Source organism: Corallococcus sp. AB038B, assembly GCF_003668955.1.
In the GTDB taxonomy this organism is placed as follows: Bacteria; Myxococcota; Myxococcia; order Myxococcales; family Myxococcaceae; genus Corallococcus; species Corallococcus exiguus.
The window spans coordinates 64,928-86,444 of sequence record NZ_RAWO01000017.1 but is presented as its reverse complement, the minus strand read 5'-3'; the positions used below and the strand labels follow the sequence as shown (position 1 = coordinate 86,444).

The following is a 21,517-nucleotide window of genomic DNA, read 5'->3' as shown; positions in this document are numbered from 1 at the left end:
AGGCGGGGACGGCATGGCGGACACAAACACGGATACGCACCTACACTGGGACGAGCAGCGCGCCACCCTGGCGCTCTGGGCCATTGCTGGCCTGGGGCCCCGGGCATTGGACGCCGTGCGCGCGTTCGCCGGTGGGGCGCTGTCCCGGCTCGTGTCCACGCCCGTGCGGGACTGGGTGGCGGACGTGCCGGTGCCCGCGACCGTCCGCCAGCGGCTGGCCGCCGTCGCATCGCTGGACTCCCTGGCGTCCCGGATGGAAGAGGCCTGCGCCCGGACGGGACTCCAGGTGGCCTTCGCGGGCTCGCCGGCCTATCCCGCCCGGATGGTGGGGCTGGAGGACGCGCCCCCGCTGCTGTTCTTCCTGGGCAACCCGGGGCCTCCCCGCCGCAGGCTGGCGATGGTGGGCAGCCGCCATCCGGATCAGGGCTTCCTGCCGTTCGCTCGCTCCTTCGCCCGAAAGGTGGCGGAGTCCGGGGTGGGGGTGGTGTCGGGCGCGGCGGAGGGCGTGGACCGGGCCTGCCACTGGGGCGCGCTGGACGTGGGCGCGGAAACGTGGGCCTTCCTGGGCTCCGCGCTGGACGCGTTGGACCCCGCCCAGGCCCGGATGCTGCCCCACTTCCTGGAGCGGGGAGGGGTGTACTTCAGCGAGCTGCCGCCGGGGGTCCGGGCGAGCACGACGACCTTCCCCCGGCGCAACCGGCTCATCGCTGGCGCGTCGGATGCGGTGCTGGTGATGCGGGCGGGGGAGGGTTCCGGGGCCCTGTACACGGCGGAGGCGGCGCGGGTGCAGGGCCGGCCGGTGTTCGCGCTGCCCGGGGACGTCTGGCAGCCGGCCGCGGCGGGCTGCAACGCCCTGCTGGCGGACGGGCTGGCCCGCGCATGTACGTCCGCGGAATCGATTTGTGCGGTGGTGGGCGTTCACCCGGTCCGCGCGGTGCCTGCGGGGCGGGACAGTGGGTGGTGGGAGGCGCTGTCGGCGGAAGCGCGCGGGGCCTATGGGTTGTTGGACCGGGCTCCCCGTTCGTTTGACGAGGTGCTCGCCGCAAGCCCGCTGTCGCCCGCGGCGCTCACGAGCGCCCTGGTGGAGTTGGAATTGTCGGGGCTGGTGGTCCAGCACCCGGGTAAACGGTACGAGAAGGTCTAGAGGCAGTTCGAGGTAGGAGAGCCATGGCCACGCGGAAGAAGACACAGGCGGCGCAGACGGAGGCGGCGGCGGAGGAGGAGACGCCCAAGAAGGCGGCTGCGAAGAAGCCGGCGGCCAAGAAGGCCGCCAAGAAGAAGACGGCGGCGAAGAAGACGACCGCCAAGAAGAAGACGGCGGCCCGTCGCCGTGGCGCGGACGCCGAAGAGCTTCCCACCGTGGACGCGGACGCGGACGCCGAAGAGGAAGTGCCCGAGCGCCGTGGCAAGGGCCCGCACTACCTGGTGGTGGTGGAGTCGCCCGCCAAGGCGAAGACCATCAAGAAGTACCTGGGCTCCGGCTACACGGTGAAGGCGTCCGTGGGGCACGTGAAGGATCTGCCCAAGAGCAAGATTGGCGTCGACGTGGAGGACGACTTCAAGCCCGAGTACACGGTCATCAAGGGCAAGGAGAAGGTCCTCAACGAGCTGAAGAAGATGGCCAAGACGGTGGACCGCGTCTTCCTGGCGACGGACCCCGACCGCGAGGGCGAGGCCATCGCCTGGCACATCAAGGAGGAGCTGGGCCACCCGGACTCCCTGCGGGTGACCTTCAACGAGATCACCAAGCGCGCCGTGCAGGACGCCATCGCGCAGCCGCGCCAGCTCAACCAGGACAACTACGACTCGCAGCAGACGCGCCGCATCCTGGACCGGCTCGTCGGCTATCAAATCTCGCCGCTGCTCTGGAAGAAGATCCGCCGGGGCCTGTCCGCCGGCCGCGTGCAGTCCGTGGCGGTGCGCCTCATCGTCGAGCGCGAGGCGGAGATCAAGGCGTTCCAGCCCGAGGAGTACTGGACGCTGGACGCGCTGGTGCAGGGCCCGCAGGGGCCGCCGCCCTTCAAGGCGAAGCTGTCCCGCGTGGACGGCAAGAAGGTGGAGCTCAAGGACCGCGCCACCACGGACGGGCTCGTCGCGGAGCTGAAGGACGCGCCCTTCACCGTGGCGAAGGTGGACCGCAAGGAGCGGCGCCGCAACGCGCCCGCGCCCTTCATCACCTCCAAGCTCCAGCAGGAGGCGGCGAACCGGCTGCACTTCACCGCCAAGAAGACGATGACGCTGGCGCAGAAGCTGTACGAAGGCGTGCCGCTGGGTGAAGAGGGCCAGACGGCGCTCATCACGTACATGCGTACGGACTCCACGCGTCTGTCCGACGACGCCGTGACGCAGGTGCGCGAGTTCATTGGCCAGAAGTACGGCGCGGACTACCTGCCGCCGGAGCCCATGGTCTACAAGAGCCGCAAGAGCGCCCAGGACGCGCACGAGGCCATCCGGCCCACGTCCCTGGAGTACCCGCCCGAGCGCGTGCGTCCCTTCTTCGACGCCATGGACGAGCTGGACATGTTCCGGCTCTACGAGCTCATCTGGAACCGCTTCGTCGCGTGCCAGATGAAGCCCGCCGTGTACGATCAGACGGCCGCGGACATCACCGCGGGCCGCGCGACCTTCCGCGCGTCCGGCAGCACCCTGAAGTTCCCCGGCTACCTGGGCGTCTACGGCGCCGGCCTCACGCCGGAAGAGGAGTCCGAGCGCGACAAGGCCAAGGCCGCCGGTGAAGAGGGCGCCGAGGACGTGGTGGGCGAGCTGCCCCCGCTCAACGAGGGCGAGGTCCTCTCGCTGGACAAGCTGCTCAACGAACAGCACTTCACCCAGCCGCCTCCGCGCTTCAGCGAAGCGACGCTGGTGAAGGAGCTGGAAGAGCGCGGCATCGGGCGTCCGTCCACGTACGCGGCCATCCTCTCCAACATCCAGGACAAGAAGTACGTGGAGAAGCTGGAGAGCCGCTTCCGTCCCACGGACCTGGGCCAGATGACCAACGAGCTCCTGGTGAAGCACTTCCCCCATGAGCTGGACGTGTCGTTCACGGCCAGCATGGAGGAGAAGCTGGACCAGATCTCCGACGGCGGCGCGTCCTGGAAGACGGTGCTGCACGACTTCTACGGCCCCTTCAAGGAGACGCTGGAGAAGGCCGAAGCGGAGATGCGCGACGTCAAGCGCGAGGAGATCAAGACCGACATCGCCTGCGAGAAGTGCGGCAACCCGTTCGTCATCAAGTTCGGGAAGATGGGCCACTTCCTCGCCTGCTCGAACTACCCCGACTGCAAGAACACCAAGGACTTCAAGCGGGACGCCGAGGGCAAGATCGTCATCGTGGAGGAGGAGACCACGGACGAGAAATGCGAGAAGTGCGGCAAGCCCATGGTGATCAAGCGCGGCCGGTTCGGGCGCTTCATGGCGTGCTCGGGCTACCCGGACTGCAAGACGTCCAAGCCCATCTCCATTGGCGTCAACTGCCCGGAGTGCAAGGTGGGTTACCTCACCGAGCGCCGCAGCGGCCGCGGGAAGATCTTCTTCGGCTGCAACCGGTATCCGGAGTGCAAGTTCGCCGCGTGGGACCGGCCGCTGGCGGAAGCCTGCCCGCAATGCGCGTCGCCCTACCTCCTGCAGAAGTTCTCCAAGCGGGACGGCGCCTACATCGCCTGCCCGAACAAGGAATGCGACTACCGCCGCGAAGTGGTGGAGCCAGCCATTCCGGGGGCTTCCACGGAGGCAGCGCCTGCTCCCACGCCCACCGTGGAAGCCTGAGCGCAAAAGCCCAGTCATTCCAGGGGGGTAGGCTCTGCCCCCTGGCTTGACACCTTCGCAGGCGAAGTCCTAGAAGTCCGGATTGCTCCCGGCCCACCAGCATGCCTCCTGCCCGTTTCGCGGCAGGAGTGCGCGCGGGGGCAGCGAAAGGACGCCGTCCGCGATGATTCCCTCCATGAATGAGTTGCTGCGTGTGGTGGTGGCCGAGGCCGCTCCCGCCGCGGCGGGCCATGCCTCTTCGGGAGGCCTGGGGGACTTCATCGTCGGCGCGTTCAAGGCCGGCGGCCCGTTCATGTTCGTGAACCTGTTCTGGCTGGCCGCCTCGCTGGCCGTGATTGGTGAGCGCGCGGTGACGCTGCTCTTCCGCTACCGCCTCAACGCGACGGCGTTCATCGAGCAGGTCCACAAGATGGTCCGCAGCGGCAACCTGGACCGCGCGGTGAAGTTCTGCGGCATGGCGCCGCGCTCGCCCCTGGCCCGCGTCATCCGCGCGGGGCTGATCAATGCGAACCGGGGTGAGCTGGAAGTGGCCAAGGCGGTGGAGGAGGCGCTGGCGGAGTACACGCCGCACGTGTCGCGCCGGGTGCAGTGGCTGTGGTCGCTCGCGAACATCGCGACGCTGGTGGGCCTGGTCGGCACCATCGTGGGCCTCATCGGCACCTTCCGCGCGCTGGGCAACGTGCCGGCGGAGCAGAAGCAGGCGCTGCTCTCCAACGGCATCTCGGAGGCCATGTACAACACGGGCTTCGGGCTCTCCATCGCGGTGCTCTGCATCGTGTCGCACCTGTTCTTCAGCAACTACTCCAAGAACATGGTGGAGCTGGTGGAGCTCAACGCGCTGAAGCTGGAGAACCTCCTGTCGCGCCGGGGCTCGCTGGAAGTCATCCCTTCGGACTCCGACGTCCGCGCCGCGTCTTGAGCCGCCGAAAGGCACCGGACACGCCATGGCGTTCCACTACTCGCGCCGAAAGCTGAAGCCGAGGGAAGAGGAGGAGGCGGGCGAGCTGAACATCGTCCCGTACCTCGACATCCTCATGAACCTCATCATCTTCATGCTGCTGTCGATTACCGGCCTCACCGCCTTTGGCGCGCTCAACGTGAACGCGCCCAGCTACGGCGCCACCGCGGGGGCGGGCGGCGATGCGGACGCGCCCAAGCTGAACCTGTCCGTGCTCATCTCCCAGAAGGGCCTCTTCATCCGAGGCGACAGCCCGGACGCCGCGCCCGCGGAGGGTGGGGCGCCGTCGGTGCCGCTGCGCGCGGATGGCACGCACGACTTCGCCGCGTTGAACGCGCGGATGGTGAAGCTCAAGGCCGCCTTCCCGCAGGAGACGAAGGTCATCGTCGCGGCGGATCCGGACATCCCCTACGACGCGCTGATCCAGACGATGGACGCCCTGCGTGAGACGACGGGCACCGTCGCCGAGCGCAAGCTGCTCTTCCCCGACGTCACCCTGGGCGTCCTCTAGCCATGTCCGAGACCGCGCCCCCGTCCGCCGAAGAAGCCGACCAGCTCGCGCGCATGCGCTACCGCCGGGCCCTCGCGCGCAAGAAGCGCAAGGAGCGCGAGGCCGCCAGCGAGGTGAAGGAACTCAACATCACCGCGATGATGGACATGATGACCATCATCCTGGTGTTCCTCCTGAAGTCCTTCGCGTCGTCCTCCGCGGCCATCACCGCGTCCGAGGATGTCCGGCCGCCGGTGTCCTCCACGCGCGCCACGCCCAAGGACACGGTGGCCATCACCATCACCCCCAAGAACATCATGGTGGGGGACAAAGAGGTGGTGCGGCTGGAGAACGGCCGCATCCCGGCGAACCAACTCCAGGGCGAGCGCCTGGTGCTCGGGTTGGACGCGCAGCTGAAGAAGGAAGTGCAGAAGCTCAAGTACATCGAGGAGCGCAACCCTGCGGCGCCCTTCACGCACGAGCTGTCGGTCATCGCGGACAAGATGGTCCCGTATGACCTGCTGCTCACGGTGCTCTACACGGCGGGCGTGAACGAGCTGCAGAACTACCGCTTCATCGTGCTCCAGCGCGACTCGGATTAGCCGCCGGACACACGACTCCCCCGCACGGGATGGACGCACGGGGGAGCGCTTGGACGGCTCCGCTAGAGGGACAGGCTGCCCACGTGGCGCGCGGCTTCCCGCGTCTCCTGCTCGTGCACGGCGGCGTCTTCCTCACAGCGGATGGCGAAGGGCATGGCCTCCAGCCGGTCCAGCGAGATTTCGTTGCCGCAGTCCACGCACTCGCCGAACACGTCGTTCTCCATGCGGCTCAACGCGGCGTCGATGAGCATGATCTCCCGGCGCTGCGCTTCGATGAGCGTGGAGAGCGTGTAGTCCGCCAGCTCCGCTTGCGCCTGTTCCTCGTACTCGGGATCACGCTCCTGATCCTTCAGGGCGGCCAGCTCACGGCGGGCCCCCGCCTGGGCGGTCTCGGTCGTCCTGCGACGCTCCTGCAACAGGCCCCGGATCTTCAACATGTCGTTGGCTCGGCTCATGGCTGCGTCACTCCCATCCCAGATTCGAGGTTGTAGGGCGCTCGCTCGGACGCTTCCCGTCCCGAGCGAAGACCGCGAGAAACCTAGGGTTGGATCCCAGGTGGGGAAACCTCACCTCCCGTTCCGCACGCATGGTGGGACGTGGGGCAGGCGGGCGGACGTGAAAGGGCGTGGCCTCTCTGCTAACAGGGCCCTTTGGGGCCCCGGTGCGGGGGCCCGGAGGCATGCATGTCGGACGTGAAGCAGCAGCGGGTGACGGTGATTGGTGGCGGCCTGGCGGGGACGGAGTGCGCGTATCAGCTGGCGCGGCGTGGCGTGCCGGTGGTGCTGCGCGAGATGAAGCCGCACAAGCGCTCCCCGGCGCACAAGTCGGACACGCTCGCGGAGCTGGTGTGCAGCAACTCGCTGCGCTCGGACAACCCGGAGAGCGCCATTGGCCTGCTGCACGCGGAGCTGCGCGCGCTGGGTTCGCTGGTGCTCTCCAGCGCGGACCTGCACCGCGTGCCCGCGGGTGACGCGCTGGCGGTGGAGCGCGAGGGTTTCTCGCGCGAAATCACCACCCGGCTGGTGTCCGGCGCGGGCGTGGAGATTGTCGGCGGTGAGGTGGAGAGGCTTCCGGAGGACGGCGTGGTGGTGGTGGCCACGGGGCCGCTGACGTCGGAGGCGCTCACGGTGGACCTGGAGCGCCACGTGGGCACGAAGCTCTACTTCTACGACTCCATCGCGCCCATCCTGTCGGGGGACTCCATCGACATGGACATCGCCTTCCGCCAGAGCCGCTACGGCAAGGGCGGCGGGGATGACTACCTCAACCTCCCCATGACGAAGGACGAGTACTACCGCTTCGTCAACGAGGTGAAGGCGGGCCAGAAGGTGGTGCCGCACAGCTTCGAGGAACCGAAGTACTTCGAAGGGTGTCTGCCCATCGAGGTGATGGCGGAGCGAGGCGACGAAACGCTGGCCTACGGGCCCATGAAGCCCGTGGGCTTGAAGGACCCTCGCACGGGGACGGACCCGTACGCGGTGGTGCAGCTGCGCATGGAGGACCGGGCGGGCACGGCGTGGAACATGGTGGGCTTCCAGACGCGTCTGACCTGGGGTGAACAGAAGCGCATCTTCAGCACGTGCATCCCGGGCCTCCAGAATGCGGAGTTCCTGCGGATGGGGCAGATCCACCGCAACACGTTCATCGACTCGCCCCGCCTGCTGGCGGAGGACCTGTCGTTGAAGACGGAGCGGCGGGTGTTCTTCGCGGGACAGGTGACGGGCGTGGAGGGCTACGTGGAGAGCGCGGCGTGCGGCTACATGGTGGCGCTGGCGGTGCACGCGCGGCTGACGGCCACCGCGTTCGTGCCGCCCCCCGCCACGACGGCGCTGGGGTCGCTGTACCGGCACCTCACCGGGGAAGCGCACCCGCCGGATCACCCGCACCAGCCCACCAACGTCATCTACGGCTTGTTCCCGCCGCTGTCCGGGCGGATGAAGAAGGCGGACAAGCGCGCGGCCTACTCGGCGCGGGCGAAGCAGGACCTGGCGGCCTGGCTGCCACTCGTGGGCGTTGTCGCCCAGACGGAAGGACAGACGAGCGCATGATGCGAACCGGGATGGTGGGCCTGCTGGCCCTGCTGGCGGTGTCGGGGTGCAAGAAGGGCGAGGACAACAGCGCGCCCTCCCAGCGCAGCGCCGCGCAGGGGGACACAGTCCGCAGCGCGGCGAAGGGCACCGCGGTGGTGGGTGGGCAGGGGCAGTTGCTCGCGGCGGGACGCGCGGCGGACTTGCGCCTGTCTCCGGACGGGCAGTTCGCCACGTTCCTGCTCAACGGGCAGAAGCCCCGGCTGGACGGCATTCCGCCGCAGATGCTGATGGGCTCGCTGCACGTCGTGCCGACGGCGGGCGGGAAGTCGCGCGCGCTGGGCGACGGCGTGACGAACGTGCCGGGCAGCCTGCTGTTCTCCCAGGACTCGAAGCACCTGCTGTACGTGACGGGCTACAACCCGGCCTCGCAGTCCGGCGAGTTGAACGTGCTGTCGCTCACGGACGAGGGCGCGGAGCCGGTGAAGCTGGGCACGGCGGTGAGCTACCTGCTGCCGTCCCCGGACGGCGTGAGCGTGGCCTTCGTGGACGCGGGCACGCTGAAGCTGGGCAAGCTGCCGCAGGGGCCGTTCCAGGACGTGGCGGGCGAGGTGAGCACCGCGCAGTTCACCCCGGACGGCAAGACGCTGCTCTTCAAGCGCCGGCTGTCGGCGGCGGGCGGACTGGCGGCGGTGACGGTGGGCTCCACGGAAGCGCCGCGCAAGCTGGCGGATCAGGTGGGCGACTACCAGGTGTCCTCGGACGGCAAGCACGTGGCCTACCAGGTGCGCAGCGAGGCCGTGCGCGGGATGTATGACCTGTACCTGGCGGACGTGCCCGCGCTGAAGGGCACGAAGCTGGCCACGGGGACGAAGGCGTTCGGCTTCTCGCCGGATGGCCAGTGGCTGGCGCGCACGGAGAACGGCAAGCCGGAGCAGCTGGGCGACCTGCACGTGGGCCCGGCGTCCGGAGGCGCGGGGCGCAAGGTGGGCGAGGCGGTGGAGGAGATGGCGTTCGCGCCGGACTCCAAGGCGGTGGCCTTCCTGGAGAAGTATGATCAGCCGTCGCGCGCGGGTGGCCTCGCCGTGGCGTCGTTGCCGGACGGCGCGCCCAAGCGCGTGGGGGACCGGGTGCCCAACTTCGTGTGGGGCTCGGACAGCCGCTACGTGGCGTTCCTGTCGCGCTTCGTGAAGCCGGTGTTCTCCGTGGACCTGATGCTGTACGCGCTGGGCCAGGAGAAGGCGGAGAAGGTGCAGCCGGGCGTGTTCGGCTACGGCTTCGCGCCGAACAACAGCGCGGTGGTGTTCCGCACCAACTGCATCCGCAACGGCCGCGCGTGTGACTTCAAGGCCGTGGACCTGAACGAGAAGCAGGCCGAGGCGAAGACGTGGATGCAGGGCATCTTCAGCTACAAGATCTCCGAGGACGGTGCCCGCGTGCTCGCGACGTACGCGCGCATGGACGCGGATACCTACGACGTGGCGGTCTACGACGTGAAGTCGGGGGCGCGGAAGACGCTCGACCAGGGCGTGCAGGTGCCCGTGTACTTCGCGGGCAAGGATGACGCGCGGGCCGTCTACATCATCGGCCAGGGGCAGAATCCCGGCGTGTACAGCGCCGTCGCCACCGCGCAGTAGCGGGTGACCCAGGGCAGGGAGGCCGCCCAAGCCTTCCTGCCTGGGTGCGGCCGGACGTTGAGGCGTGCACACCCGGACAGGGTGTGCTGTCTTCGCCCGCCGAATGGCACAGCTCGTCTATCGCCGCTACGGCGGCTCGCTCCAGGTCGACATCCCCGATTTCAACACCCTCACCGAGGCGGTGAGGATCCCCGCGACGCAGTGGACGGCGCTCGCGTGCCCCATGGAGGGCATCGCGTGTGATCCGCGCTTCCTCACGCTGATGGACGCGGACGGAAACCGCCGCATCCGGGTGGAGGAACTGCGCGGCGCGGTGGACTGGACGGCGGCGCGGCTGACGGATCGCAAGGGCGCGGACGCGGGCAGCGACGTGCTGGAACTCTCGGCGCTCTCCGATACGGCATCCAACCTCAAGGGCGCGGCGGAGCTCGTGCTGCGCACGCTCGACGCTCCGGACACCACGCGCCTGTCGCTGGAGCAGCTGCGCACCAGTGACAAGGCGCTGCGCGACGCGGGCAAGAACGGCGACGGCCTCATCGCGCCGGTGTCGCTGCCGGAGCGGCTGCGGCCCCTGGCCCAGTCCATCATCGCAGCCTTCCCTCAGGTGACGAACCGCGCGGGCCTGGCGGGCGTGGACGTGGGCCTGGTGAAGCGCTTCCGGGACGAGCGCACGGCCCTGCTCGCGCACCTGGGCGGGCGGGATGCCGTGTTCACCTGGGGCACGGCGAGCCTGGAGCAGGCGAAGCGGGTGCACGACGTGGCGCCGCTGCTGGACGGCTACTTCGTGCAGTGCCGGCTGGTGGCCGCGCAGCCAGAGGCCGCCGCCAGCCTGCGCCTGCGCGCTGACCGGGTGGAGGGCGCGCTCGGTGACCTGGGCGCCATGGGCAAGGCCGCGAACGAGCTGCCCATCGCGCCGCCAGACCCGAGCGGCGTGCTGGTGTGGGCGCGGCTGTACCGCGGCGCCGGCTACGAGAAGCTGGAGGCCTTCCACCAGGAGGTGGCGACGCCGCTCTTGGGCGACGGCGTGAAGCTGACGGACACGGCCTGGCGCGAGCTGTCCGCGAAGGCGGAGGCCATCCTCGGCTGGCAGGCGAAGCGCGAGGCAAGCCCGCTGCACGCGGTGGCGGACACGCTGGCCACGGTGTCGGACGAGGAGCTGGACGCGCTGGAGTCGGTGAGCCGCGAGGACCTGTCGCTCAAGCCCACGCTGGACGTCATCGCGGAGCTGGAGCGGTTGGTGCTGTACCAGCGCTGGCTGCTGCAGTTCGCCAACAACTTCATCAGCATGCCCAACCTGTACCTGCCCAAGCGGCGGGCGCTGATGGAGCGGGGCACGCTCATCCTGGCGGGGCGCAAGTACACGCTGTCCGTGCTGGTGACGGACCGCGCGGCGCACGCGGCGCTGACGGGGCAGGGGACCACCTGCATCCTCTACGTGAAGGTGCTGCCCCGTGACGGCGCGGACGGCTACGAGGTGGCGGTGCCCGTCACCGCGGGCCGCAGCACGGAGCTCGTCGTGGGCAAGCGCGGCGTGTTCTACGACGTGGACGGCAAGGAGAGCGACGCCATCGTCACCCAGGTCATCCGACAGCCCGTGTCGCTCTGGGAGTCGATGACCATGCCGTTCATGCGCATCGGCGCGTTCATCACCAGCAAGGTGGAAGGGCTGGCCGCGTCCGGGGAGAAGGACTTCGATTCATCGCTGGAGTCCGGCTACAAGCAGACGGTGACCGCGCCTGCCCCCACGGCGGCTCCAGCCCCGGCGGCGGCCGCTGCGCCCGCGCCGGCTCCCTCGGGGGGCGGCATCGCGGGGGTGCTCGCGGCGGGCGGCATCGCGTTCGCGGCGCTGGGCTCTTCGCTGGCGTTCATCCTCACGCAGGTGAAGTCGCTCACGCTGGTGGACGTCATCACCGCGGCGACCATCCTGGCCATCGTGGTGATGGCGCCCGCGGGCTTGCTCGGGTGGCTGAAGCTGCGGCGGCGCAACCTGGCGCTGCTGCTGGAGGGCTCCGGCTGGGCGCTCAACGACCGGCTGATGCTCACGCGCGGCGTGGCGACGCTCATCACCCGCAAACCGAAGCTGCCCAAGGGGGCGCGCGTGGACCACGCGGACCTGGTGCGCGGGGCGCTGCGCCACACTCAGGACGACGACGAGACCGAGAGCATGTCGATGGGGGCCCGCATCGGGCTCACGCTGCTCATCCTCTTCGTGCTGGGCTGGCAGGTGCGCGTGCCCGTCACGGAGTGGCTGTGCACGTACCACTGGCTGTCCGAGGACGCCTGCCGCGTGCTCCTGCCCAAGCTGGCGCCCGCCGAACTGCCGGCGGGGGCCATTCCCGTGGTGCCAGTCACGCCTGCTCCGGTGCCCGCGAAGTAGGGCGGGCTCGCGGAGCGACGCGAATCTTGCGAGGCTCGGGGAGGCCCCTAGGCTTCCCCGACCATGTCGACCCTGTCCCCGCTGCTGCAGCAGTTCAAGGACCACCTCGAAGGCGAGAAGGGCGCGTCCCCTCACACGGTGCGCAACTACCTCATCGACCTGGTGGACTATGAGCGCTACCTCGTGGAGAGGATGAAGCTGTCACTGCTCGCGGGCACGCACGCGGCCATCCGCGGCTACCTGGGCACGCTCGCGGTGGACCACGCGCCCTCGAGCCGCGCGCGGCGGCTGGCCAGCATCAAGTCGTTCTACAAGTACCTGGTGCGCCAGAAGCTGCTACCGGCCAGCCCCGCGAAGCTGGTGAAGAGCCCCAAGCTGCCGAAGTCGCTGCCCAAGGTGCTGCCGGTGGAGGAGGTGTTCGCCATCCTCGACATGCCTGACGTGAAGACGGTGCTGGGGCTTCGCGACAAGGCCATCCTGGAGATGCTCTACGGCGGCGGCCTGCGTATCAGCGAGCTGTGCGGACTGGACCTGCTGGGCGTGGATCGCAGCAGCCGCATCGTCCGGGTGATGGGCAAGGGCAGCAAGGAGCGGCTGGTGCCGCTCAACGCGAAGGCCATCCGGTCCCTGGAGGCATACCTCGCGCGGCGCGGCGAGCTGCTGGCCGAGGTGCGCGAGGGCCAGGATCCGGATGCGCTCTTCCTCAACTTCAAGGGCGGCCGGCTGACGGCCCGGAGCATCGCGAGGCACCTGGACGCGTACGTGCTCAAGCTGGCCCTGGCGCGCAAGGTGAGCCCGCACGCGATGCGCCACTCGTTCGCCACGCACCTGTTGGGCGGCGGCGCGGACATCCGCAGCATCCAGGAGCTGCTGGGCCACGCGAGCCTGTCCACCACGCAGAAGTACACCCACGTGACCTTCGAACAGCTGCAAGAGGTCTACGACTCCGCGCACCCGCGCGCGTGACGCAGCGGAAGGAAGGAACCGGAGATGGCGAACCAAGGCGGCGAAGTCGAACAGTTCATGGCGGAACTCGAGCACCCGCTGAAGGCGGAGATCGAAACCGTGCGCGCGGCCATCCTGACCTCCGACGCCAGCATCACCGAGCGCATCAAGTGGAAGGCCCCCAGCTTCGTGCACTCGGGTGATGACCGGGTGACGTTCCGCCTGGCCCCCAAGGGCATCTTCCAGGTCATCCTCCACCGGGGCGCGAAGGTGAAGGACGCGGCGGGCTTCGCCTTCGAGGACGACTCCGGGCTGGTGGAGTGGCTGGCGAAGGACCGGGGCGTGGTGACGCTGCCGGACGCGAAGACGGTGAAAGCGAAGAAGGCCGCCCTGATTAAGCTCGTGGGCCGCTGGATGAAAGCCACCGCGACCTGAGCGCCTTCGCAGGGTGAGGGAGCGGACAGCCGCGCGGTTTTTGTGGGTGGCGGCCGGGTGGTCTTGTTAAACCCCCAGTCATGTTCCACGGAACCACCATCCTCTGCGTCCGTCGCGACGGGAAGGTCGTCATCGCGGGCGACGGCCAGGTCAGCCTCGACAAGACCATCATGAAGAACACGGCGCGCAAGGTGCGCAAGCTCGGCGAGGGGCAGGTGCTCGCCGGCTTCGCGGGCAGCACCGCGGACGCCTTCACCCTCTTCGAGCGCTTCGAGGCCAAGCTCAAGGAGCACCAGAAGAACCTGGCCCGCGCCTGCGTGGAGCTGGGCAAGGACTGGCGCACCGACCGCTTCCTCCGCCGCCTGGAAGCGCTGCTCATCGTCGCGGACAAGGAGAAGACCTTCATCCTGTCCGGCGCCGGCGACGTCATTGAACCGGACCACGGCATCGCCGCCGTGGGCAGCGGGGGGCACTACGCCCTGGCCGCCGCGCGCGCCCTCCAGGCGCACTCGCCATTGTCCGCCCGCGACATCTGCACGCAGGCCATGGCCATCGCCGCGGACATCTGCGTCTACACCAACGCCAACGTCACCTACGAAGAGCTCTGAGAGGACCGCCCCGTGGCCGAATCGCGCAAGTTGTCCGCCTTCACTCCTCGCGAGGTCGTCAGCGAGCTGGACCGTTACATCGTCGGGCAGAACGACGCCAAGCGCGCCGTCGCCATCGCGCTGCGAAACCGCTGGCGCCGCCAGCAGGTGCCGGACGATCTGCGGGATGAAATCTACCCGAAGAACATCATCATGATCGGCCCCACCGGCGTGGGGAAGACGGAGATCGCCCGCCGCCTGGCGAAGCTGTCCCAGGCCCCCTTCGTCAAGGTGGAAGCCAGCAAGTTCACCGAGGTGGGCTACGTGGGCCGCGACGTCGAGTCGATGATCCGCGACCTCGTCGAAGCCGCCATCGCGCTGGTGCGCGAGGAGGAGACGGAGAAGGTCAAGCCTCGCGCGGAGGAGCTGGCCGAGGACCGCCTGATGGAGCTCATCAAGAACGGCGGGCAGACGCGCACGCCGTCCTCTCCGCCGTTCGGCTTCTCGCCTCCGCCGACCCCCGCGCCCTCGCCGCTGGGCGAGAACGAGCGGGAGAAGCTGCGCGCCCAGCTGCGCGCCGGCACGCTGGATGATCAGACCGTGGAGGTGGAGACGAACGAGAGTTCGCCCACGTTCATGCGCAACTTCAGCGGCCAGGGCATGGAGGAGATCGGCGTCAACCTCCAGGACCTGTTCAAGAACATGCCGGGCATGAAGAACACCCGGAAGCGCAAGCTGCGCGTGCCGGAGGCGCTCCAGGTGCTGCGCGCGGAAGAGGCGCAGAAGCTGGTGGATCCGGACCGCGTCCAGCGCGAGGCCGTGGCGCGCGCCGAGTCCAGCGGCATCGTCTTCATCGACGAAATCGACAAGATCGCCAGCCGCGAGGGCGGCAAGGGCGGCGGGGGCCCGGACGTCTCGCGCGAAGGCGTGCAGCGCGACATCCTGCCCATCGTCGAGGGCTCGGCCGTCAACACCAAGTACGGTCAGGTGAAGACGGACCACATGCTCTTCATCGCCGCGGGCGCCTTCCACGTCTCCAAGCCGGCGGACCTCATCCCGGAGCTCCAGGGCCGCTTCCCCATCCGTGTGGAGCTGGAGCCGCTGTCCGGCGACGACCTGGTGCGCATCCTGCGCGAGCCGAAGAACTCGCTCTTGCGCCAGTACACCGCGCTGCTGAGCACCGAAGGCGTGCGCCTGTCCTTCACGGACGACGCGGTGGCGGAGCTCGCCCGCATCGCCCAGCAGGCCAACGAGCGCACGCAGAACATCGGCGCCCGGCGGCTGCACACCGTGCTGGAGCGCCTGCTGGACGACGTGTCGTTCACCGCCAGCGAAATGGGACCTCGCGATTTCCAGGTGGACGCCGCTTATGTGCGCGAGCGCCTGGCCGCCATCGTCGAGGACGAGGACTTGTCGCGCTACATCCTCTAGCGCGCTAGGGTCCGCCGCGTCGCCACACCGCGTCGTCAGGAAGAGAGAGGTACACCACCTTGCAAACGCCGCCGTCCCCCGCATCCGCCCCTGGTAACGAGAACCTCATCCAGAAGGCGAAGCAGCACCTGCTGCAGAACTACAAGCAGCAACCCATTGCCCTGGTGCGCGGGCAGGGGACGCGGGTGTGGGACGCGGATGGCAAGGCGTACCTGGATTGCATTGGCGGCATTGCCGTATGCGCCCTGGGCCACTGCCACCCGGAGGTGGTCGCGGCGGCCAAGGCGCAGCTGGACACGCTGTGGCACGTCTCCAACGTCTTCTATTCGCAGCCGCAGATCGACCTGGCCGCGCAGCTCACCGAGTGGGCGGGCCTGCCTCGCGCGTTCTTCTGCAACTCCGGCGCGGAGGCCAACGAGGCCCTCATCAAGCTGACCCGCAAGGTGATGAAGGACCGGGGACAGCCCGAGCGCTTCGAGATCCTCACCTTCGAGAAGAGCTTCCACGGCCGCACGCTGGCCACCGTCACCGCCACCGGCCAGCCGAAGTACCACGCCGGCTTCGAGCCGCTGCCCCAGGGCTTCCGGCACCTGCCGTTCGGCGACCTGGAGGCGGTGCGCCGCGCCGTGGGGCCGTCCACCGCCGCCATCCTGGTGGAGCCCATCCAGGGCGAGGGCGGCGTGCGCATGGCGCCCCCGGGCTACTTCCAGGGCCTGCGCGCCCTCTGTGACGAGAAGGGCCTGCTGCTGCTCGTGGACGAGGTCCAGACGGGCATGGGCCGCACGGGCCAGCCCTTCGGCTTCATGCACCACGGCATCCGGCCGGACGCCATCAGCATCGCCAAGGCGCTGGGCAACGGGCTGCCCATGGGCGCCATGCTCTGCCGCGAGGAGCTGGCGGTCAGCCTCTCCGCGGGCACCCACGGCTCCACCTTCGGCGGCAACCTGGTGTCCGCCGCCGCGGGCAACGTGGTGCTGCGCCTGATGCGTCAGCCCGGATTCCTGGAAGAGGTGCAGGCCAAGGGGGAGCATTTCCTCGCGGGCGCACGCGCGCTCCAGGCCGCGCTGCCGGAAGGCCGCATCAAGGCTGTACGCGGGCAGGGGCTGCTCTTGGGCGTGGAGCTGGACCGGGAGGTCGCCCCCGTCATCGCGAAGCTGCGCGATGCCGGCCTGCTGGTGAACTCCGCCGGGGACGTGACGCTCCGGTTCGCCCCGCCCCTCATCATCACCCGGACCGAGCTGGACGAAGCGCTGGGCATCCTCCAGCGTGTCCTCTCCACGTTGTAGGAGGGGGAGCGGTTTGGCGGTGCCGGGAGGTTTGACGCCCTGCTTCCCGGACACCTACACTTGGGGATTCGCCAGCCCGCGGAACTGACACCTTGAGCGCGCCCAACCCCATCGTCGGCCTGGGGGGCAGGACCGACCACATCGCCACGGTGCCCCACCTGGACCCGGCCCGTCTCCAGCTCAGCCCCGAGGAGGGCTCCGTGCTGGCATTGGTGGGCCGCGTCGAACGCATCGACGCCGTGCTGTCCCGCTCCTCGCTGGGCGAGGCACGCACCATCGCCGTGCTGCTGGCGCTTCGCGCCAAGGGGGCCATCGTGCCCGCCCGGGTGGTGCAGCGCGCTCCGTCCGCCGCCCCGGCGGTGGACGCCTCCATGGCGGAGGAGGTGGACCTGGAGCCCGACCAGAAGCGTGACATCATCGAGATGGAGCGCTCGCTGGAGAAGATGGACCACCACGCGGTGCTGGGCGTGGCCCGGGGCGCGAGCCCCCAGGAGGTGAAGCAGGCGTATTACAACGCCTCCCGCCGCTTCCACCCGGACCGCTACTTCGGCAAGAACCTGGGCAGCTTCCGCGCCCGGCTGGAGCGCATCTTCAAGCGCCTCACGGACGCCCACAACGCCCTCAGCCGCCAGGAACCGGCGCGCGCCCCCGACGCGCCCCCGGCCGCTCGCGTCCCGACGACGCCTCCGCCGGCCGCAGCGCCCCCGCGGACGACGTCCGGCAGCAGCTTCGCGGCGGTGATGCCCCCCGCCGTTTCGGGCGCGCGCCCGCCCTCGGGCTCGTTCGCCACGGTGCCGCCTCCCGCCGCCCCGCCCCCGGACGACGCGGAATCCGAGGCCCGCCGCGCCGAGCGCCAGGCCCGCTTCGCTCGCCACCCGTACATGGCGCGCAGCCACAAGCTCACGGAGCTCATCGCCCGGGGCAGGGCGGCCACCGCGCGCGGTGACTTCGAGCGGGCCTACCAGGACTTCAACCACGTGCTGGGCCTGGACCCGAAGAACCGCGAGGTCGCGCAGCTGCTGGTGGAGGCGCGCCGCAAGCACGACCTGACGCGCGCGCAGGCGGAAGTGGAGCGCGGACAGGAGCTGGAGATGCGCGGCGATTTCGCCGGGGCGCAGGCGGCCTACCGGCTGGCCGTGTCGCTCAACGGGGACAACCCGGAGGCGGCCTTCCAGGCGGCGCGCGTGGGCCGGGAGCTGGCGCAGGACGCGCAAGAAGTGATGAAGCTCGCGCAGCGCGCGGTGGAGCTGAAGCCAGGGCGCGTGGACTACCAGCTCCTGCTGGCCCACGTGCTCCTGGTGGCGGGGCAGAAGAAGCAGGCCAAGCACCACTTCGAGGAGGTCGTGCGCCTGGACCCCGACAACGCCGACGCTCGCGCCGCCCTCAAGAAGCTGCGCTGGACGTTCACGTGATGAGGTGCATGCGTCCCCATGGCTGCTGAGCCCGAACCGCTGATTGGCATCGACCTGGGGACGACGAACAGCCTCGTCGCCACGGTGCAGGACGGTCAGCCCGTCATCATCAAGAACCGCACCGGCCAGCCCCTCACGCCGTCCGTGGTGGCGGTGTCGAAGAACGGCAAGCGCCTGGTGGGCGGCATCGCCAAGCGGCAGGCCATCACCAACCCGCAGGAGACGGTGTCCGCGGCCAAGCGCCTCATCGGCCGCAAGTTCTCCTCGCACCCGGTGCAGGACGCGCTGCGCGCGCTCACGTACCAGGTGGTGTGCGGCGCGCACGACGACGTGCGCGTCCGGCTGGCGGGCCGCGACCTCGCCGTGCCGGAGGTCAGCGCCATGATCCTGGCGGAGCTGAAGGCGGACGCGGAGGCGCACTTCGGCCGGCCCGTCACCCAGGCCGTCATCACAGTGCCGGCCTACTTCAACGACGGCCAGCGCCAGGCCACCAAGGACGCGGGCCGCATCGCGGGGTTGGACGTCCTGCGCATCATCAACGAGCCCACCGCGGCGGCGCTGGCCTACGGCTTCGGCCGCACGGTGAACGGGAAGATCGCCGTACTGGACGTGGGCGGCGGCACCTTCGACGTGTCGGTGCTGGAGATCAACAACGGCATCTTCGACGTGGTGGCCACCGGCGGTGACACCTTCCTCGGCGGCGAGGACTGGGACCACCGCATCATCGAGTGGATGGTGTTCGGCTTCGCCAAGGAACACGGCATCGACCTGCGCAAGGACCGCATGGCGCTGCAGCGGCTGAAGGACGCCGCGGAGAAGGCGAAGGTGGAGCTGTCGTCGGTGAAGGAGGCGCAGGTGCACCTGCCCTTCATCTGCACGCCGCCGGGTGGAGGCGCCGCGCTGCACCTGCAGTCCACGCTCACCCGCGAGAAGCTGGAGGAGCTCACGGCGGACCTGGGCGAGCGCCTGGTGGGCATCACGTCGGAAGTGCTGGGCGAGGCGAAGGTGCGTCCCTCGGACCTGAAGGAGGTCATCCTCGTGGGGGGCATGTCGCGCATGCCCCGCATCGTGGAGCAGGTGCGCCAGTACTTCCGCCGCGAGCCCTGCAAGGGCGTGCACGCGGAGGAGGTCGTGGCCCTGGGCGCCGCCATCCAGGCGTACGCGCTGGTGGGCCAGCAGAGCGAATTGCTGCTGCTGGACGTCACGCCGCAGAGCATGGGCGTGGCCATCGCTGGCGGCTACGTGCGGCGGCTGATTCCGCGCAACACCACCGTGCCCACGTCCGCCACGGAGGTGTTCGCCACCTCCAAGGACTTCCAGCGCACGGTGAAGATCATGGTGCTCCAGGGCGAGCACGAGCTCGCGCACCACAACGAGCTGTTGGGCGAGTTCCTCCTCACCGGCCTGCGCGAGGCGCCGCGCGGACAGGTGGAGATTGAGGTGACGTTCGACATCAACGCGGAGGGCATCGTGTCCGTGTCCGCGCGCGACCGCGACACGGGCCTGCGCCAGTCCATCACCGTCACCGCCTCCAGCGGCCTGACGGAGGACGAGCTGCGCCGCATCATGGACGAGCAGCGCGACTGGCTGGTGGCGGCGCGCAACACCGAGGAGCTGAAGGCCAAGCGCGTGGAGCTGGAGATCCTGGCCCGCGACCTGGTGGACGCGCTCTCCCGCGTGCGGCTCATGCCCGGGGCCGGGGGCCTGTCGCCGGACGTCATCGCCCGCGCGGAGGCCGCCCTGGATTCCGCGCGTCAGGCGCGCGGCGTGGAAGACGTGGGCGCGCTTACCCGGGCCTGCGAAGCCCTGGCCCAGAGCCTGCCGCTGTTGCGCTCGGCCGGCCCGCGCGGAACGCCGGGGAGGTAGTCGATGAACGCGCTCCGCGCCAAGGCGCTGGTCGAAGCCGGGTTGCTGCTGCGACTGAGTGGCGACATGGCCGGCGCGGAGAAGCTGTTCACCCGGGCCCTGGAGCTGGACCCGGGCAACGCGCGCGCGCGCCGGCTGCTGGGGCGGGACGGCCCGGTGGAGGCCGGCGGGGACACCGGCTGGAACCTGACGGGCCCGGACCAGGAGGCGGACTGGGGCGTCTGGGCCGGCCCCTCCGAGCCCGGCCCGGTGCAGGCCCCCTTGCGTGAATCCGTGAGCCTGCCCGAGGGCACGGGCGTGCGCGGCGACGCGTTGGACCTCATCGCGGAGGCACACCGCACGCAGGAGTTCGGGCTGCCGGACACCTTCACGCCGGTGGGCGGGCTGCCGGAGGGCTCGGAGGTGGAGAGCCTGCTGCGGGGCGCGGAGGACCTGCTGGCGCTGGATGACCACTCCGGCGCGGTGGAGCTCCTGCGCCGGGCCCAGTTCCTGGCGCCGGAGAACCCGCGCGTGGAGGCGCTGCGCGACCGCAGCGAGCGCATCCTGGTGGCCATGCTGGAGGCGCGGCTGGGGGACTTGCACCGCATGCCCCGCGTGCGGTTGCAGCCGGATGACATCATCTGGCTCAACCTGGACCACCGCGCGGGCTTCGTGCTGGCGCAGATTGACGGCGCGGTGAGCTTCGACGACCTCTTCGCGCTGTCCGGCATGTCGCGCCTGGACACCGCGCGCATCCTCGCGCAGCTGCTCGACGAGGGCATCATCGCCCCCGGCGAGTAGGCGCGCGCGGCTTCTTCGTCACGCGGGGCGGATGACGGCCGTCCACACGCCGCGCACCACGGGCTCGCCCTTCGCGTTGCGCGTCTCCGTGGTGACGACGAGGAAGTCCATCCCGGCCTTGCGGTACAGCTCCGTGATTTCGCCCGTGGTGGTGAGCACGTCCCCGGGGCGCATCACGCCCAGGAACTCCAGCTCCTGCTCCCCGTGCACCAGCCGCACGCGGTCCACGCCCAGCTCCGGGTCCGCGATGGCGGCGCTGAAGGGGCGGATGGCGAACACCACCGCGAAGCTGGGGAAGGCGATGACGTCGCCGTACGGGCCCTCCTGGGCCGCTTCCTGCGAGTAGAGCAGGGGACTCACCTGCGCAGGGGGCTCGCCGAAGGTGCCCGCGGAGGGCACGGAGCCGCCGAGGATGAGGGAGAACTCGCGCAGCTTCTCCCGGCCAATCTCATAGGTGAAGGGGCCGTACGCACGGCCGACGAACTTGGGGTCCAGGGCCATGGCTATCCGAGCGAGGTTTCGACGACGGCGCCCCGGAGGACGGGCTCGCCGCGCTGGTTGGTGGCGGTGACTTCCGTGGTGAGCCGGCCGTCCGCGACCGCGGTGACGCGGCCCTGGAAGGTGACGGTGTCCTCCGGCAGCACCGGCCGGGAGAAGCGCACCCTCACCCGGCGCACCAGCCCCGGGTCTCCCACGAAGACGGCCACCGCCTCCACCGCCCAGCCCAGCGTGCAGAGCCCCTGGAGGATGACGCCGTTGAAGCCGGCCTGCCGGCCCACCTCCGGGTCGATGTGGATGGGGTTGTAGTCCCCGGAAGCGCCCGCGTAATACACCGGCCGCAGCCGGTCGCACTGGCGGACGTGCGTGAAGGTGTCTCCCACCTGGAACGTGCGTGCCATGAGGCGCGCGAGCCTACCGC

19 protein-coding genes are annotated in these 21,517 nt (G+C 69.8%); 16 read left to right on the top strand and 3 right to left on the bottom strand.

Annotation, left to right across the window (positions count from 1 at the left end):
- Positions 1-13 precede the first annotated feature (13 nt).
- The 5 genes from D7Y04_RS39020 to D7Y04_RS39000 all read left to right on the top strand — a co-directional run bounded on the left by D7Y04_RS39020 (position 14) and on the right by D7Y04_RS39000 (position 5,815).
- Positions 14-1,144 (top strand): DNA-processing protein DprA, encoded by a 1,131-nt coding sequence (locus D7Y04_RS39020; RefSeq protein ID WP_121762624.1) that lies wholly within the window; start codon positions 14-16, stop codon positions 1,142-1,144.
- Positions 1,145-1,167: 23 nt separating this feature from the next.
- Complete coding sequence (topA, locus tag D7Y04_RS39015; protein ID WP_120598356.1) at positions 1,168-3,765, top strand: type I DNA topoisomerase; 2,598 nt, start codon at positions 1,168-1,170, stop codon at positions 3,763-3,765.
- A gap of 175 nt (positions 3,766-3,940) precedes the next feature.
- The gene (locus tag D7Y04_RS39010) at positions 3,941-4,684 is read left to right on the top strand and encodes a MotA/TolQ/ExbB proton channel family protein (RefSeq protein ID WP_370457310.1); all 744 of its coding nucleotides are present in this window, start codon (positions 3,941-3,943) and stop codon (positions 4,682-4,684) included.
- Positions 4,685-4,709: 25 nt separating this feature from the next.
- Positions 4,710-5,234: a biopolymer transporter ExbD gene (locus tag D7Y04_RS39005; protein WP_120598355.1), complete on the top strand. Its 525-nt coding sequence runs from the start codon at positions 4,710-4,712 to the stop codon at positions 5,232-5,234.
- Positions 5,235-5,236: 2 nt separating this feature from the next.
- Positions 5,237-5,815 carry a biopolymer transporter ExbD gene (locus tag D7Y04_RS39000; protein WP_121762623.1) on the top strand — a complete coding sequence of 193 codons (579 nt, stop codon included), beginning with the start codon at positions 5,237-5,239 and terminating at the stop codon, positions 5,813-5,815.
- 62 nt (positions 5,816-5,877) lie between these two features.
- Here D7Y04_RS39000 and D7Y04_RS38995 read toward each other — a convergent pair whose 3' ends face one another.
- Positions 5,878-6,270 (bottom strand): TraR/DksA C4-type zinc finger protein, encoded by a 393-nt coding sequence (locus D7Y04_RS38995; protein WP_120598353.1) that lies wholly within the window; start codon positions 6,268-6,270, stop codon positions 5,878-5,880.
- Positions 6,271-6,498: 228 nt separating this feature from the next.
- Here D7Y04_RS38995 and trmFO point away from each other — a divergent pair, with 228 nt between their 5' ends.
- The 11 genes from trmFO to D7Y04_RS38940 all read left to right on the top strand — a co-directional run bounded on the left by trmFO (position 6,499) and on the right by D7Y04_RS38940 (position 20,598).
- On the top strand, positions 6,499-7,863 hold the full coding sequence (gene trmFO, locus D7Y04_RS38990; RefSeq protein ID WP_121762622.1) for a methylenetetrahydrofolate--tRNA-(uracil(54)-C(5))-methyltransferase (FADH(2)-oxidizing) TrmFO: 1,365 nt from the start codon (positions 6,499-6,501) through the stop codon (positions 7,861-7,863).
- Positions 7,860-9,479 carry a PD40 domain-containing protein gene (locus D7Y04_RS38985; RefSeq protein ID WP_121762621.1) on the top strand — a complete coding sequence of 540 codons (1,620 nt, stop codon included), beginning with the start codon at positions 7,860-7,862 and terminating at the stop codon, positions 9,477-9,479. Before trmFO ends, D7Y04_RS38985 begins: the two co-directional genes overlap by 4 nt.
- A gap of 103 nt (positions 9,480-9,582) precedes the next feature.
- A complete protein-coding gene (locus D7Y04_RS38980) occupies positions 9,583-11,856 on the top strand; it encodes a kinesin (RefSeq protein WP_121762620.1) in 2,274 nt (757 codons plus the stop codon).
- Positions 11,857-11,919: 63 nt separating this feature from the next.
- Positions 11,920-12,822, top strand: coding sequence for a tyrosine recombinase XerC (locus D7Y04_RS38975; protein WP_121762619.1), 903 nt, complete (start codon positions 11,920-11,922; stop codon positions 12,820-12,822).
- Between the two features lie 24 nt (positions 12,823-12,846).
- The gene (locus D7Y04_RS38970) at positions 12,847-13,236 is read left to right on the top strand and encodes a DUF1801 domain-containing protein (protein WP_233601789.1); all 390 of its coding nucleotides are present in this window, start codon (positions 12,847-12,849) and stop codon (positions 13,234-13,236) included.
- An 80-nt stretch (positions 13,237-13,316) separates the two neighbouring features.
- A complete protein-coding gene (gene hslV, locus D7Y04_RS38965) occupies positions 13,317-13,844 on the top strand; it encodes an ATP-dependent protease subunit HslV (protein WP_120575592.1) in 528 nt (175 codons plus the stop codon).
- A 12-nt stretch (positions 13,845-13,856) separates the two neighbouring features.
- Positions 13,857-15,254 carry an ATP-dependent protease ATPase subunit HslU gene (gene hslU, locus D7Y04_RS38960; protein ID WP_120598348.1) on the top strand — a complete coding sequence of 466 codons (1,398 nt, stop codon included), beginning with the start codon at positions 13,857-13,859 and terminating at the stop codon, positions 15,252-15,254.
- A 59-nt stretch (positions 15,255-15,313) separates the two neighbouring features.
- Positions 15,314-16,540: an aspartate aminotransferase family protein gene (locus tag D7Y04_RS38955; protein WP_121762618.1), complete on the top strand. Its 1,227-nt coding sequence runs from the start codon at positions 15,314-15,316 to the stop codon at positions 16,538-16,540.
- Between the two features lie 92 nt (positions 16,541-16,632).
- Entirely contained in the window at positions 16,633-17,952 is a 1,320-nt protein-coding gene (locus D7Y04_RS38950) for a DnaJ domain-containing protein (protein WP_121762617.1), read from the top strand.
- Between the two features lie 18 nt (positions 17,953-17,970).
- Positions 17,971-19,818, top strand: a complete 1,848-nt coding sequence (gene dnaK / locus D7Y04_RS38945) for a molecular chaperone DnaK (protein ID WP_121762616.1) — start codon at positions 17,971-17,973, stop codon at positions 19,816-19,818.
- 3 nt (positions 19,819-19,821) lie between these two features.
- On the top strand, positions 19,822-20,598 hold the full coding sequence (locus D7Y04_RS38940; RefSeq protein ID WP_121762615.1) for a tetratricopeptide repeat protein: 777 nt from the start codon (positions 19,822-19,824) through the stop codon (positions 20,596-20,598).
- Positions 20,599-20,616: 18 nt separating this feature from the next.
- On the opposite strand, the gene D7Y04_RS38935 is transcribed toward D7Y04_RS38940, so the two are convergent.
- Entirely contained in the window at positions 20,617-21,099 is a 483-nt protein-coding gene (locus D7Y04_RS38935; RefSeq protein WP_120596264.1) for a MaoC family dehydratase N-terminal domain-containing protein, read from the bottom strand.
- Between the two features lie 2 nt (positions 21,100-21,101).
- Positions 21,102-21,497, bottom strand: a complete 396-nt coding sequence (locus D7Y04_RS38930; protein ID WP_120596265.1) for a MaoC/PaaZ C-terminal domain-containing protein — start codon at positions 21,495-21,497, stop codon at positions 21,102-21,104.
- Between the last annotated feature and the right edge of the window lie 20 nt (positions 21,498-21,517).

What these genes read in the sequence shown, in the direction of transcription:
- D7Y04_RS39005 (WP_120598355.1), top strand. Translation starts at nt 4,710, where the DNA reads ATGGCGTTCCACTACTCGCGCCGAAAGCTGAAGCCGAGGGAAGAGGAG.
- D7Y04_RS38935 (WP_120596264.1), bottom strand. Translation starts at nt 21,099, where the DNA reads ATGGCCCTGGACCCCAAGTTCGTCGGCCGTGCGTACGGCCCCTTCACC.
- D7Y04_RS38975 (WP_121762619.1), top strand. Translation starts at nt 11,920, where the DNA reads ATGTCGACCCTGTCCCCGCTGCTGCAGCAGTTCAAGGACCACCTCGAA.
- trmFO (WP_121762622.1), top strand. Translation starts at nt 6,499, where the DNA reads ATGTCGGACGTGAAGCAGCAGCGGGTGACGGTGATTGGTGGCGGCCTG.
- topA (WP_120598356.1), top strand. Translation starts at nt 1,168, where the DNA reads ATGGCCACGCGGAAGAAGACACAGGCGGCGCAGACGGAGGCGGCGGCG.
- dnaK (WP_121762616.1), top strand. Translation starts at nt 17,971, where the DNA reads ATGGCTGCTGAGCCCGAACCGCTGATTGGCATCGACCTGGGGACGACG.
- D7Y04_RS39000 (WP_121762623.1), top strand. Translation starts at nt 5,237, where the DNA reads ATGTCCGAGACCGCGCCCCCGTCCGCCGAAGAAGCCGACCAGCTCGCG.
- D7Y04_RS38970 (WP_233601789.1), top strand. Translation starts at nt 12,847, where the DNA reads ATGGCGAACCAAGGCGGCGAAGTCGAACAGTTCATGGCGGAACTCGAG.
- D7Y04_RS38940 (WP_121762615.1), top strand. Translation starts at nt 19,822, where the DNA reads ATGAACGCGCTCCGCGCCAAGGCGCTGGTCGAAGCCGGGTTGCTGCTG.
- D7Y04_RS38980 (WP_121762620.1), top strand. Translation starts at nt 9,583, where the DNA reads ATGGCACAGCTCGTCTATCGCCGCTACGGCGGCTCGCTCCAGGTCGAC.
- D7Y04_RS39020 (WP_121762624.1), top strand. Translation starts at nt 14, where the DNA reads ATGGCGGACACAAACACGGATACGCACCTACACTGGGACGAGCAGCGC.
- D7Y04_RS38995 (WP_120598353.1), bottom strand. Translation starts at nt 6,270, where the DNA reads ATGAGCCGAGCCAACGACATGTTGAAGATCCGGGGCCTGTTGCAGGAG.
- D7Y04_RS38985 (WP_121762621.1), top strand. Translation starts at nt 7,860, where the DNA reads ATGATGCGAACCGGGATGGTGGGCCTGCTGGCCCTGCTGGCGGTGTCG.
- D7Y04_RS39010 (WP_370457310.1), top strand. Translation starts at nt 3,941, where the DNA reads ATGAATGAGTTGCTGCGTGTGGTGGTGGCCGAGGCCGCTCCCGCCGCG.
- hslV (WP_120575592.1), top strand. Translation starts at nt 13,317, where the DNA reads ATGTTCCACGGAACCACCATCCTCTGCGTCCGTCGCGACGGGAAGGTC.
- D7Y04_RS38930 (WP_120596265.1), bottom strand. Translation starts at nt 21,497, where the DNA reads ATGGCACGCACGTTCCAGGTGGGAGACACCTTCACGCACGTCCGCCAG.